Annotated in this window: 12 protein-coding genes; 10 read left to right on the top strand and 2 right to left on the bottom strand. The window is 55.4% G+C overall.

Translation table 11 applies throughout. From position 1 onward, the window contains the following. The first annotated feature begins 12 nt into the window (after positions 1–12). The 8 genes from H8B13_RS15245 to H8B13_RS15210 all read left to right on the top strand — a co-directional run bounded on the left by H8B13_RS15245 (position 13) and on the right by H8B13_RS15210 (position 6,456). Complete coding sequence (locus H8B13_RS15245) at positions 13–438, top strand: arsenate reductase ArsC (protein ID WP_187311686.1); 426 nt, start codon at positions 13–15, stop codon at positions 436–438. A 23-nt stretch (positions 439–461) separates the two neighbouring features. Beyond that, positions 462–1,529, top strand: coding sequence for an ArsO family NAD(P)H-dependent flavin-containing monooxygenase (locus H8B13_RS15240; RefSeq protein ID WP_187311685.1), 1,068 nt, complete (start codon positions 462–464; stop codon positions 1,527–1,529). Between the two features lie 12 nt (positions 1,530–1,541). After that, entirely contained in the window at positions 1,542–2,117 is a 576-nt protein-coding gene (sigZ, locus tag H8B13_RS15235) for an RNA polymerase sigma factor SigZ (protein WP_187311684.1), read from the top strand. Positions 2,118–2,190: 73 nt separating this feature from the next. After that, positions 2,191–2,616 (top strand): ArsI/CadI family heavy metal resistance metalloenzyme, encoded by a 426-nt coding sequence (locus H8B13_RS15230; protein ID WP_187311683.1) that lies wholly within the window; start codon positions 2,191–2,193, stop codon positions 2,614–2,616. A 215-nt stretch (positions 2,617–2,831) separates the two neighbouring features. Next, positions 2,832–4,343, top strand: coding sequence for a 1-hydroxycarotenoid 3,4-desaturase CrtD (gene crtD, locus H8B13_RS15225; protein ID WP_315985149.1), 1,512 nt, complete (start codon positions 2,832–2,834; stop codon positions 4,341–4,343). A 94-nt stretch (positions 4,344–4,437) separates the two neighbouring features. Next, the gene (locus H8B13_RS15220; RefSeq protein ID WP_187311682.1) at positions 4,438–5,127 is read left to right on the top strand and encodes a carotenoid biosynthesis protein; all 690 of its coding nucleotides are present in this window, start codon (positions 4,438–4,440) and stop codon (positions 5,125–5,127) included. Positions 5,128–5,201: 74 nt separating this feature from the next. Next, complete coding sequence (locus H8B13_RS15215) at positions 5,202–5,813, top strand: TetR/AcrR family transcriptional regulator (RefSeq protein ID WP_187311681.1); 612 nt, start codon at positions 5,202–5,204, stop codon at positions 5,811–5,813. A 67-nt stretch (positions 5,814–5,880) separates the two neighbouring features. Beyond that, complete coding sequence (locus H8B13_RS15210) at positions 5,881–6,456, top strand: arylesterase (RefSeq protein WP_187311680.1); 576 nt, start codon at positions 5,881–5,883, stop codon at positions 6,454–6,456. A 321-nt stretch (positions 6,457–6,777) separates the two neighbouring features. Here H8B13_RS15210 and glgP read toward each other — a convergent pair whose 3' ends face one another. Together glgP and H8B13_RS15200 are read right to left on the bottom strand one after the other, a co-directional pair. Beyond that, complete coding sequence (glgP, locus tag H8B13_RS15205) at positions 6,778–8,427, bottom strand: alpha-glucan family phosphorylase (RefSeq protein WP_187311679.1); 1,650 nt, start codon at positions 8,425–8,427, stop codon at positions 6,778–6,780. Positions 8,428–8,574: 147 nt separating this feature from the next. Beyond that, positions 8,575–9,027 carry a ferritin-like domain-containing protein gene (locus H8B13_RS15200; RefSeq protein WP_187311678.1) on the bottom strand — a complete coding sequence of 151 codons (453 nt, stop codon included), beginning with the start codon at positions 9,025–9,027 and terminating at the stop codon, positions 8,575–8,577. Between the two features lie 238 nt (positions 9,028–9,265). Here H8B13_RS15200 and H8B13_RS15195 point away from each other — a divergent pair, with 238 nt between their 5' ends. Both H8B13_RS15195 and H8B13_RS15190 read left to right on the top strand, forming a co-directional pair. Further along, positions 9,266–10,708: a hydrolase gene (locus tag H8B13_RS15195; RefSeq protein ID WP_187311677.1), complete on the top strand. Its 1,443-nt coding sequence runs from the start codon at positions 9,266–9,268 to the stop codon at positions 10,706–10,708. Positions 10,709–10,863: 155 nt separating this feature from the next. Next, positions 10,864–12,774, top strand: coding sequence for a glycoside hydrolase family 13 protein (locus H8B13_RS15190; protein ID WP_187311676.1), 1,911 nt, complete (start codon positions 10,864–10,866; stop codon positions 12,772–12,774). The last annotated feature ends 55 nt before the right edge of the window (positions 12,775–12,829 follow it).

The following is a 12,829-nucleotide window of genomic DNA, read 5'->3' as shown; positions in this document are numbered from 1 at the left end:
ACCAAGACCACCATGCCTGATAAGAAAAACGTGTTGGTGCTGTGCACCGGCAATTCCTGCCGCAGCCAGCTTATGCACGGCTACTTAACCCAAAGTCTGGGCGAACAAGCCAATGTGTACAGCGCCGGCATCGAAACCCACGGCGTGAACCCCAAAGCCATTCAGGTGATGCAGGAAGACGGCGTGGATATCAGCCACCACACCAGCAACCATGTATACGAGTACGCGGCCGTGCCTTTCGATTACGTTATTACCGTCTGCGACAACGCCCGCGAGGCGTGCCCGGTGTTTCCATCTTCCGCCACCATGCTGCACCACAACTTCCCCGACCCCGCCAAGGCCACCGGCACCCATGACGAAATTCTGAACCAGTTTCGGGCCGTGCGCGACCAGGTAAAAACGTACGCTCAGGATTTCACGCAGCGCTATTTCAGTTAATTAATAGCACTCAACAGCCACACATGAACTCCCTTTTTCGCGACGTACTGGTGATTGGAGCGGGGCAGAGCGGCCTGGCGGTGGGCTACTATCTGCGCCGGACCGGTTACTCGTTTGTACTGCTCGACGACCAGCCCCAGCCGGGCGGTGCCTGGCCCCACGGCTGGGACTCGCTGCGGCTGTTTTCGCCGGCCGACGCCAGTTCGCTGCCGGGCTGGCTGATGCCGCGCCCCGCTGATAACAGCTATCCTACCCGCGACGCTGTAATCGAGTACCTCACTCAGTACGAGCAACGCTATGAACTGCCGGTACACCGCCCGGTGCGGGTAATTGCCGTGCGACGCGACGCGGTAGGGTTTGCGGTAGAAACTGATCAGGGCACCTGGCACACGCGGGCAGTGGTCTGTGCCACCGGATCGTGGTCCAATCCTTACATTCCGAGCTGTCAGGGGCAGTCGGATTTTCGTGGCCTGCAACTGCACTCGGCCCACTACCACACACCAGCGCCTTTCGCCGGAAAGCGGGTGCTGGTGGTTGGCGGCGGCAACTCGGGTGCGCAGATCTTAGCTGAAGTATCGCAGGTTGCCCAAACCAAGTGGGTAACAGAGCATGAGCCCCGATTTCTGCCGGACGACGTGGACGGCCGGGTACTGTTCACGCAGGCCACCCAGCGCTACCAAGCCCAGGGCGGTGCTGCGGCAGCGCCCCCGCCTTCTTTAGGGGACGTGGTAATGGTTGATCTGGTCAAAGAGGCCCGAAAACGGGGAGTGCTGCAGGCAGTGCGGCCGTTTGTTCGATTCACCCCGAATGGCGTTATCTGGTCTACCGGTGAAGCCGAAGCTTTCGATGCTGTGATCTGGTGCACCGGCTTCCGCCCGGCGCTGCCATTCCTGGCGCCCCTGGGCGTGCTACAGCCCGATGGTCGCGTGGCTACTGAAGGCACCCAGGCCACCGCGCTGCCGGGCCTGTGGCTGGTAGGTTATGGCAGCTGGACAGGCTTTGCCTCCGCCACACTAATTGGAGTGGGGCGTTCGGCCCGGGCGACTGTGACGGAAATTCAGCACTTTTTGACAACTTGGGCTCCTTCCTAATTCTTCGCTCCTATGAATTGCGACGTACCCGCTCTTTGGCTGGCGCATAAGGATGCGCTCCGCAACTACATCCGTAAACGTGTGCCCGACGAGGCGCAAGCCGCTGACTTATTGCAGGATGTGCTACTGAAGGTGTACGGCTTCTGTCAGGCGCGCTCCGGGGTGGCCAATATCCGCTCGTGGCTGTTTCAAATTGCCCATAATGCCATTGTGGATGCCGTGCGCAAAAATCGTCGGCTGCAACCGCTGGATGAAGGGTTTGATGTAGAGGCTGAATCTGAAAGCGAAGCCTATCAGGAAGCCGCAGATTACATTCTGCCCATGATTCAGCTGCTGCCTCCGGCTTATGCCGAGCCCTTGCGCCTGGCTGATGTGGAAGGTGTTAAGCAGCAGGATATTGCCCGGCAGCTAGGCCTGAGCTTGTCGGCCACGAAGTCGCGGATTCAGCGGGGGCGGGAGATGCTACGTGATGTGTTCACCGAGTGTTGTGTGCTCGAAATTGATGCGCAGGGACACTTGCTGGGCTTCGCGATTCGAAGTGATTGTGGCTCCTTGCAGACCTACAAACAGACGTTAGAAAAAAAGTAAAAAAGGCTGCGTCTTTTGATCGGGCTGGTCGTCATGACGGGGAATTTAATTTCTAACCCCACATAAACCGACCATGAAACGCTTCCACGTCAACGTCCGCATCAAAGACCTCACTGAATCGGTAGCCTTTTACACAGCACTTTTCGGCATGGCTCCCACCGTCTTGAAGGACGATTACGCCAAGTGGATGCTGGAAGATCCGCGCATCAACTTCGCTATTTCGCTTCACCCCGAAAATGCTGGCATTGAGCACCTTGGCATTCAGGCCGAAAGCCCTGAGGAGTTAGCTGAAGTATATAGTCGCCTCAAAAATGCCAAGTCTGCTATCCGCGAGGAAGGCAAGTGCACGTGCTGCTACGCCAAATCGGAGAAAAGCTGGATTACGGACCCCCAGGGCGTCGACTGGGAGGCTTTCTACACGTTTGGTTCGGCTACGGTGTACGGTGAAGGCCAGAATGCCCGACCCATCGCCCAGCCGCAAAATGCTTCAGCAGTGTAAAAAAGCCCCCCAGCCGACTTTGTGCACCACCGGATGCGCTTTGGTGAACCCAAAGGCAGGAGTGTTGAGTTAAGATGGGTGTATTTGGTTCTGCTCACTAACAATTCTGGTGTAGTAGTGGTAGAGTTCAGCAGCGTGCCTCGCCAACGTAGGTGGAGCGTGCTGCTGAACAGCTATTTTTAGGCCCATCAGGGCTACGTACACACCCAATTGGCGTGAAGCAAACCAGCATAAAAAAGCGTACATCCGCTTCTTCTCTCAAGCAACCCGCTGCCATTATTGGGGCGGGCATTGCCGGTATTGCTACGGCCGTGCGGCTGGCGCTCAAGGGGCACGCCGTCACGGTATTTGAGGCCCAGGAGTCGTTTGGGGGCAAAATGTACCAGTTTGAGCTGCCCGGCGGCTACCGTTTCGATGCGGGCCCATCGCTGTTTACTCTGCCCCAACTGGTAGACGACTTATTTCGGCTGGCTGGGCGCGACCCGCAGGACCACTTTCGCTACGAGCGGCTTGATCCCATCACGCACTACTTTTTCGCCGACGGCACGCGCCTGAAAGCCTGGGCCGATGAAGAAAGGTTTGCCGCCGAAGTAGAAGAAAAATTGGGTGTGCCCGCCGCCGACGTGCTGAGCTTTCTGCACCGCAGCGCCTCCGCCTACGAGGCCACGGAAAGCACATTTCTGCATAAATCGCTGCACAAAGCCGCTACGTATCTCAGCCCCGAAGTGCTGCGGGCGGTAGCGGCGCTGCCGGCGCTGGGCCTCACGGGCACCATGCACCAGCGCCACGCTAAAGCCTTCAACGACCCGCGCCTGGTGCAGCTTTTTGACCGCTTCGCCACCTACAACGGCTCCGACCCTTACCAGGCGCCCGCCACCCTTAGCCTGATTCCGCATTTAGAGCACGGAATTGGAGCTTTTTATCCTGTGGGGGGCATTTATAGTATTGCCCAAAGCCTTGTAGGTCTGGCCGAAGAGCTGGGAGTGGAGTTTCGCTATAATGAGCCCGTGGAAGAAATCCTGACCGCCACGAGTCGCGTTACCGGCGTGCGCACGCCCCAGGATGTGTATGACTTTGGCTTGGTAGTCAGTAATATGGACGTGGTGCCTACCTACCGCCGGCTGCTACCGAGGCAGCCCGCGCCCGAACGCACGCTCAGCCAGCCGCGCTCTTCCTCGGCCCTTATTTTTTACTGGGGAATCGCCCACGAATTTGCTGAGCTGGACCTGCACAACATCTTTTTTTCGCAGGATTATCAGCAGGAATTCAAAGCCATTTTCGAGCACAAAACCGTCAGCGCTGACCCGACGGTGTACGTAAACGTAACGTCCAAAAAAACGCCCCCCGACGCGCCTGTGGGCCACGAAAACTGGTTTGTGATGGTGAATGTGCCCCACCATCAGGGCCAGGATTGGGATGCACTTATTGCCCAAACCCGCCGCGCCGTGCTTGATAAAATAACCCGCACGTTGGGCGTTGCCGTAGAACCTCTCATTCGGGCTGAGCGGGTCTGGGACCCGCGTGGGATTGAGAAGCGCACGTCGTCTTTTGGTGGCGCTTTGTACGGCAGCAGCTCCAATAATGCGCTGGCGGCTTTTCTACGTCATCCTAACTTTTCACGTCAACTTGAGGGCTTGTACTTTTGCGGCGGCAGCGTGCATCCCGGCGGCGGCATTCCGCTTTGTTTGCTCTCGGCCAAAATAGCGGCTGAGTTAATCAAGGGCTAATAGTAATGGTTTGAAAGAGCGCCCGTTGCTTCTGAAAAACAACCAATGCCAGCCAATTGCCGCTATTAGGTTTTAATTGATAATTTCCTTCTCTGTGTCTTTTTCCGAATCCACGCAAAGCTTGCCCATCGCGCCGCCTACGGGCACCGATCCGGAGCAACGCCGTTTGCGCATAGCGCAGGGCATTCTGCTCCTGTTTCACGTCACGGGCTTTCTGGGCCTGGCGCTTTCCCAGGATCCCAGCTTTTTCCTGCAGTTTACACCCCTCACTCTGCTGCTAACGGCGGCGCTGCTGCTGGCTTTTCACCCCGATCATAGCCCCACATTTATCTGGTTTAGCTTGGTGGTGATGGTGGTCGGCTTCTTTGTGGAAGTGGTAGGCATCAACACGGGCTATATATTTGGGCAGTACACCTACGGCGATACGCTGGGCTTAAAGCTATTGGGTGTACCGCTGCTGATCGGGGTAAACTGGTGGATATTAACGTATTGTACTGGTGTGCTGGCTCGCTACCTACCACTGCCCAGCATTGGGCGCGCAGTGGTGGCGGCCCTGCTAATGGTGGGCCTCGATGCCTGTATTGAACCTATGGCCGGCCCGCTGGATTACTGGCAATGGCAATACGACCTGATTCCGCTACTCAATTTTAAGGGCTGGTTTATCATTTCATTTATTTTACAGATTTATTTCAACCGCACTCAGTTCACTAAACGTAATGCACTCGTGCCGTTTGTGTACCTATTGCAGCTACTATTCTTCTTCGGATTAGGGTTGGTGAAATAGAAGGATAAAAGTTAGAAATCATCTTGTTAATTAAGGAATGCGCGCGTCTGGCGCGCTTTTCCTATGGCTATAGTATGTTACAGACTTTTAAGAGCAATCTGCTGAAAGAGGCCCAGTTAGTGTTTGCCCGCTACGGCGTCACTCGACTATCTGAAAGCGAGTTGATAGAGGCTCTGCACGTAGCGCCAGCTACTTTCTATGGCATGTTTCGCGACAAGAACGACTTAGTCGTGCAGGCCATGGCCTACGATTTAGAGCGGCAAAAACAGGAGCATCAGGAGTTGTTTGCTAATTTCTCGACGCCCGTTGAGCGCCTATTGGCTGTGTATGCGCATGGCTTCAACGAGATAAATAAGGTGACAGGCAGCACCTTGCTCGAGATTCAGCACCTGCATCCCAAAGCCTGGACCATGATGCAAGATCATTTAAAAAACTACGGCTTTCTGATGCTCCGAGACCTCATACAGGAAGGAGTGCTTCATCAGCAGCTGCGTCATGATATTGATATTGAGCTGGTAACCAAAATATTAATGCAAATGCTGAACATGGCTTTAGACCATGAGCTTTTTCCCCCCGACCAATACACCCGTGCAGAAGTGATGCGTAGTGGGTTCTTCTATTATATACGGGGTCTGTGCACCGATTCGGGCCTGCGCCTGGTGTCTCAGCACTTTGCTAAGCTGTAAAAAGCCCCCCAGCCAATAGCGGGCAGTGGTGCAAAGCCTCATGTAATCAGCGCCTTAACCCGGTTGTATGCAAAACATTATCTTCTTCGGCGATAGCCTCACGGCTGGCTACCAACTACGCGCCCACGAAGCTTTTCCAGCCCTGATTCAGCAGCGCCTTGATGCGCTTAAGCTGCCTTATAAAGCGCTGAACTATGGCGTGAGTGGTGATACCACGGCGGGTGGCCGGCACCGCGTGGCCAGCGTGCTGGCCCGGCAGCCCGTCGGTGTGCTTGTGCTAGCGTTGGGCGCAAATGATGGCCTGCGCGGCATTCCGGTTCGCGAAACCACCCAGAACTTACAGGAAATCATTGACCTAGTAAAGCTCAAGCACCCCGAGGCCAAAATCGTGCTGGTGGGTTTGGAGTTTCCTTTCGACCTGAGTGCCTTTGGTAGCCACCAATACGGTCGCTACGCCGCTGAATTCAAGGCGTCTTTCCGCACCCTAGCCGATAAAAACAGCGTGGCCTTCGTGCCGTTTCTGCTGCAAAATGTGCTCGGTGTGCGTGCCCTGAATTTGCCCGATGGCGTGCACCCCAACGCCGAAGGACATAAAATTCTGGCGAATAATGTATGGGCTATCCTGCAAACGGTTCTCGTCTGAGCTGCTGATTGACTAATTAAAAAGCCCGTCATGCAGAGCGGCGCGAAGCATCTCGCGTGCTGATGCAGAAGTAGTAACTGTCATGCTGCGCTTGCCGAAGCATCTCTACACGAGTAGTAATCTCAACGAACCGGTAGAGATGCTTCGACAAGCGCAGCATGACGGTATTCTTGGTTGAGTTTAGTAGTCCAACGTCAGCACGCGAGATGCTTCGCGCCGCTCTGCATGACGAGCTTGTAATATGTGAGCGTAGTTCTAAGATATAAGAAAGCCCCCCAGAGTACCTCTGGGGGGCTTTCTTTTGCTTTGATTAATTGTTGATTACGCTTTGTACATCAATTCATAATACTCCGTAGCCATGCGGTTCGATTCGAATTCTGGCTCAACTTCACGCATACCGGTTTTTACTACTTCCAGGAATTTCTCGGGCTGGTCGTAGTAGAGCGGCACAATCTCGTTTTCCAATACGGTCAGCAGGCTGTCGGCTTCGAAGTCGTCCTTGTCGTGCTCAGGGCGGTTGAGCTCGGCGTGGGGGATGATAAAGCCGTTTTCGCCGTGGCGCACAAACTCTGGGATCCAGCCATCGGCGATGCTAAGGCTGGCGCTGGCGTTCATGGCGGCCGTCATGCCGCTGGTGCCCGAGGCCTCACGGGGGAAGCGGGGCGTGTTCAGCCAGATATCCGAACCTTTCTTCATGGCCGCTGATAAAGACAGCTCATAACCAGTGAGTACCGCGCAGTTTTTGAACGGGCGGGTTTGCCGGATGATGTCGTTGAAGAGGTTGATGGCGCCATAGTCTTTCGGATACGGCTTGCCCGCCCAAATAACCTGCACTGGCCGATCAGGGTTGGAAATCAACTTCTGAAAGCGCTCAAAGTGACGCAGGATCAGGTCGGCGCGCTTGTAGCCGGCAAAGCGGCGGGCCCACACTACGGTCAGGACCTCGGGGTCGAGAAGGGTACCAGTTTGGTCGGCTACAATGTCAAACAGCTGCTTTTTCAGCTCACGCTTACGGGCTTTTAGTGCCACGTCATCGTTGGCTGCCAGCGCCTCATGCAGTTCCTGGTCGCGCCAGTAGGTGCCGTTTTGGGAATTGGTGATGGGAATGATAGGGCAGATGCCCGCATTTTCGCCCCACATCTGGTTGGCCACAATGCCGTGCACTTTCGATACGGCGTTGGCTTTGCGCGAGAAGCGTAGGGCCGTAAGCGTATAGTTAAGGCGGTCATTTTCTACACCGGCCACGCGGGTTACTTCCTCGGCGGACACATTGCCGAAGAAGCTCATTTTGGCGAGCAGCTTCATGTCGTGCTCCTCGTTGCCGGCCAGCTCGGGCGTGTGCGTGGTAAACACCAGGCGCTTCTGTACTTCTTCCAGCTTGCGGCCGTGCTTATCGTAGAGATAAAAAGCCAGCGGCAGACCGTGGCCTTCGTTGAGGTGATAAGTGTCAACCTTCACGCCTAGTTCATCCAACAATTTGCCACCGCCCACACCCAGCAGAATGGACTGCGCCACGCGGGCCGCCGTATCGGCGTCGTAGAGGTGGTGGGAAATGGTGCGCGAGATAAAGTCGTTTTCCGGAATATCGGTGGTAAGGAAGAACATGGGGGCCGTGCCGAAGGTATCGGGGGCCAAATACATGGCCTTCACTTTCACCTCTACATCGTGAATGATGATGGGGAACACGAGGCCAGTGTCTTCTAGGAAGGAATAATGCTTCTGGCGGAAGTCGGCGCGCATGGTTTGGTCCTCGTTGCGACCTTGGTCGTAGTAGCCGAACGACCATAAAATGCCAATGCCAACGAGGTTCTGCTTTAGCTCATAGGCCGAGCGCATATGCGAGCCGGCCAGGAAGCCGAGGCCACCGGAGTAAGTTTTGAGGGCCTGATCCAGGGCAAATTCCATGGAGAAATACGCGGCCTGGGGGGCAAATTCGGGGGCGGGCGTGTACGGGTTGAATTTGAATGCCATAAGGGGAAAGGTCGGAATGAAATGGTAGGGGGCGGGCCAAGCTCGGCCTTAGCGGCGGCCAAGGTCAGCATTTCGTTTCAAAAAAAGCGGGAGCCGAATCAAATATTCGGCTCCCGCTGTAAAGCAGGATCGGGAGAAGAGAAGGAGTTACGAGTGACTATGCTCTAGCTTCTTGAGCTTTTTGTGGGTCTTTTCGGATATGTGCAGCTGGCGCTCCACCGCCGTACGGATGGCAGCGGGCAGGGTTTTGTCGTCGAGGGCATCCTGGTAGGCTTTGAGGGCCCATTCTTCGCCGTACACGTTGGAGCCCAGAATGGCTTTCTCATCGGAGCCAGTGATAAGGGCTTTCGCGTCCATCCAGCCGCGGTAGAATTTGCCTTTGAGCGTGGTGCCGGTTTCGGGCTCGCCGCCCAGCTTGCGCAGGTGGCCGTTCAAATCCTTTGAGAATTGTTGGCTCTGACTGACGAGTTGCTTGTAGTAGCCTTGCAGTTCGTGGTCCTTGGTTTCCTCCACCGCTCTTTTGTAGCCTTCGATCCGGTCATTTACGAAGAGCAGCAGTTCTTGCAAAGTGTCGATGCTGTTGTTGGTTTCGGTAGCCATAGTGTTGAGTAGTAAGGGTAAAGAATAAGTTAGTGCCCGATGAATCAGGTAGAATTAGCAAACGAGGAAGCGCAGAAAGGGTTGGTGTTTTAAGGGTAGTTGTTACCCTAAAAGAGAAGCATAATTCGCTCATAAATAGGATTTAGTAACTAAAACATAATTATGTCATTACACTTTGCCCTGCACTAAACCGGTACTTTTACCCGACAGCTCTTCTTTCCCATCCTTATCTCCGTCTATGAAACTATCACGCGTACTCACCGCCGCGCTGCTGGCCTTATCCGTAGCCTGCGCCAAAGTAGAAGACCTTAGCCCACAGGCTTCTACCGTCACGACTACCAACACGCCGCAAGACGTAAGCTCGGCCGGATTTCCCGAAACCTTCGAAACGGGTACCAAAACCGCTTACACCACTGGTTCCGTCACGCTCGGTTCGGGCTCCTGGACGCTGAATGACGCCCTTATCGGCAACACTACCGCCGATGCCAAAAGCGGCGCCCAATCGGCGCGGGTACGTAATGTGGGCTCGCTCACCATGAACTTTGATGCCACTACCGGCGCTGGCGCTGTGAGCATCAGCCACGCCAAGTACGGCACCGATGGCACCAGCACCTGGGAGTTGTGGGTATCGGTGAATAGCGGCGCTTACACCAAAGTAGGATCTACTATCACCACCAGTAGCAGCGCGCTGCAAACGGCCACATTCGCCGTGAACCGGAGCGGTAATGTGCGCCTGCAAATTCGGAAAGTGTCGGGTGGCACCTTCCGCATCAACTTAGACAACATTGCCGTGGAGCAATACGGCACCACTACCACGCCGCCACCGACCACGGGGGGCAAAAAGTTCTTGTTTGACGGCTCGCACGGCGAGCTGGCCGGCAATGCCGACTGGGTGCTCGACGTAGAAAACGGGGTTGCCGTGCGCTTCCCCTCACCGGCCCAAAGCGGCATCACGAGCACTACTCCCGAAACCTACTGGACGGGCGCTATTTCGGCTTGGGGAGTGGCACTGGCCAAGCTCGGCCACCAAGTAGAGCAGCTGCCAGTGGGCGCGGCTCTTACTTACGGCAATACTTCCAACCCGCAGGACTTGGCCAACTACAGCGTTTTTGTAGTCGATGAGCCGAACGTTCTGTTTACGGCGGCGGAGAAAACGGCCATTGTGCGCTTCGTGCAAAATGGCGGCGGTCTGTTCATGATTTCCGACCACGACATCTCCGACCGCAACAACGACGGCTACGATTCGCCGGATATATGGAATGATTTGATGGCGAACAACTCGGTGCAGGCTGACCCCTTCGGCTTCAAAGTAAACCTGGATAACTTCTCCGAAGATAGCCGCAACGTACGCGTATCCAGTACCAATACTATTCTAAATGGTTCGCAAGGTGCTGTTAGTCAGCTGTCTTTCCACAATGGCGCCAGCATGACCCTGAACCCAACGGCCAACTCTACCGTGCAGGGCCTCATTTGGCGCACCAACTCTACCCAGGGCAACAACCTGGCAATGGCCGCCAGCAGCACCTTTGGCACCGGCCGCGTGGTTATTGTTGGCGACTCATCGCCCGCGGACGACGGCACCGGCTCGCCCGGCAACACCGTGTACTACGGCTGGACCGAAAACGCGAGCCACTCGCGCCTGCACATGAATGCCTCACTGTGGTTGGCTAAGCTACAGTAACCTATAGCTTTACATTGCTTAAAAAAGCCCCCCAGCCTAGGTTGGGGGGCTTTTTTCTTAACTTAACAATGCTCGCAAAGACCTCCATCAATACTAGAGTACTTTCCGAATGTGCTTACCTTGCCACCCCACTCATGCCTATTCCTACTAACCCTATGAGATTTTTTCGCGTTTTGCTTCTCCTCACGTCTGGTTTGCTGACGGCTACCTCAGCTGTTGCCGTGGCCACGCCCGAGGTAGCGTCTATCACTGCATCGAAGAAAAAAGCCGGCCCCATCACCCGTATCGACCCCACGTTTTGGTGGGTGGGCATGAAGAATCCGAAGCTGCAATTGCTGGTGTATGGTCCAAAAATAGGCTCTAGTAAAGTCAGTCTGAAGTACGACGGCGTGACTCTGGATGGCACCCAAAAGCTGGAGAATCCGAACTATCTGCTCGTCAATCTGACCATAAATGCCAACACCAAACCGGGCAAGTTGCCGCTGGAGTTTCAGGGCGAGCGAAAGATCAAATACGAGTACGAACTGCGCGCCCGCAGCACGGAAGCCGGACGTATTCAGGGCGTTACGAGCGCCGATTTCGTGTACCTGCTCATGCCCGACCGCTTCGCCAACGGCGACCCGAAGAACGACGTGGTGAAAGGCACCATGGTGAACCGCGTAGCGCGCGACTCCATGTACGCCCGCCACGGCGGCGACATAAAAGGCATTGAAAACCACTTCGACTACCTCAAAGAGCTGGGTGTCACGGCTATCTGGCCCACGCCCATCGTCGAAAACGACATGCCCAAGGCCAGCTACCACGGCTACGCCCTCACCGATTATTACGCCGTGGACCCCCGCTACGGCACCAATGAAGACTACGTAAACTTTGTGCGTAATGCCCACCAAAATGGGCTGAAGGTGATTCACGATGTGGTGCTCAACCACATGGGCAGCAAAAACTACCTCTATTTGGATCAACCGGCCAAAGACTGGTTTCATCAGTGGCCCACCTTCACGCGTGGCAACTACCGCGACGGCACCGTGAACGACCCCTACGCTTCCGCCGAGGACCGCAAGCTGTTCAATACCACGTGGTTCGATACCACCATGCCCGACCCAGCCCAGGAAAACCCGCTAGTGGCTACCTACCTGATTCAGAACTTTCTGTGGTGGGTAGAATACACCGGCCTCGACGGCTACCGCATTGACACGTACCCATATTCGGAGCCAAGCTTTCTGATGAAATGGGGCAAGGCTATTCAGGACGAATACCCGCAGCTGGGGATGTTTGGCGAAACCTGGGTGCAATATGCCGAAGGCGTGTCGCAGCAGGCATTTTGGTCGCGCAATGCCTTTCCGGCTGTCAATGGCTTCAAGAGCAACCTGAACGGCGTCACTGATTTCATGCTGTATTACTCCATTCAGGATGCGCTAAACAAGGAGCCCGGCTGGTCGGAAGGCATTTCAAAGATCTACTATACCCTCCAAAGCGACTGGCTGTATGAGAATCCGAATCGCAACGTCATCTTCCTCGACAACCACGACCTGAGCCGGATTTTCTCGGTGCTGGGCGAAGACGTGAACAAGCAGAAAATGGCCCTCACTTGGCTGCTGACCTGCCGTGGCATCCCGCAGCTCTACTACGGCACCGAGATTCTGATGAAAAACTTCTCCAACCCCGACGGCCTCGTGCGCGCCGACTTTCCAGGGGGCTTTCCCGGTGATAAGGAGAACAAGTTTACGGCCGCAGGCCGCACAGTGCCTGAGCAAGAGGTATTTACGCTGGTAAGCAAGCTGGCCAACTACCGCAAGGCCCACCCGGCTTTGCACAGTGGCAAGCTCATGCACTACATTCCAGAGGATGGCGTGTACACCTACTTCCGCTACAACGATAAGGGCGAAACGGTGATGGTAATGATGAACGCCAACAAGCAGGAGAAAACCGTAGATGGGGGGCGTTTTGCCGAACGCCTGACCGGCTTTACCTCTGCCACCAACGTGGTTTCGGGGGCTACAATAGCGGACTTGAAAACGTTGCGTATTCCGGCGCAAACGGCTTGGGTACTGGAGTTGAAGCGGTAGCTTGTGGAGGCCGCCGCCCGCCGAAGGCGCTGATATTTACATGGCAAATCGTTAA

This window comes from Hymenobacter sp. BT188 (genome assembly GCF_014333585.1).
Classification (GTDB): Bacteria; Bacteroidota; Bacteroidia; order Cytophagales; family Hymenobacteraceae; genus Hymenobacter.
Note: the sequence above shows the minus strand (reverse complement) of the source record. Positions and strands in the feature narration are given on the sequence as shown.

Excerpts from the sequence above, each read along its gene's own strand:
- H8B13_RS15245 (WP_187311686.1), top strand. The coding sequence starts at position 13 with ATGCCTGATAAGAAAAACGTGTTGGTGCTGTGCACCGGCAATTCCTGC.
- H8B13_RS15240 (WP_187311685.1), top strand. The coding sequence starts at position 462 with ATGAACTCCCTTTTTCGCGACGTACTGGTGATTGGAGCGGGGCAGAGC.
- sigZ (WP_187311684.1), top strand. The coding sequence starts at position 1,542 with ATGAATTGCGACGTACCCGCTCTTTGGCTGGCGCATAAGGATGCGCTC.
- H8B13_RS15230 (WP_187311683.1), top strand. The coding sequence starts at position 2,191 with ATGAAACGCTTCCACGTCAACGTCCGCATCAAAGACCTCACTGAATCG.
- H8B13_RS15215 (WP_187311681.1), top strand. The coding sequence starts at position 5,202 with ATGTTACAGACTTTTAAGAGCAATCTGCTGAAAGAGGCCCAGTTAGTG.
- H8B13_RS15210 (WP_187311680.1), top strand. The coding sequence starts at position 5,881 with ATGCAAAACATTATCTTCTTCGGCGATAGCCTCACGGCTGGCTACCAA.
- glgP (WP_187311679.1), bottom strand. The coding sequence starts at position 8,427 with ATGGCATTCAAATTCAACCCGTACACGCCCGCCCCCGAATTTGCCCCC.
- H8B13_RS15200 (WP_187311678.1), bottom strand. The coding sequence starts at position 9,027 with ATGGCTACCGAAACCAACAACAGCATCGACACTTTGCAAGAACTGCTG.
- H8B13_RS15195 (WP_187311677.1), top strand. The coding sequence starts at position 9,266 with ATGAAACTATCACGCGTACTCACCGCCGCGCTGCTGGCCTTATCCGTA.
- H8B13_RS15190 (WP_187311676.1), top strand. The coding sequence starts at position 10,864 with ATGAGATTTTTTCGCGTTTTGCTTCTCCTCACGTCTGGTTTGCTGACG.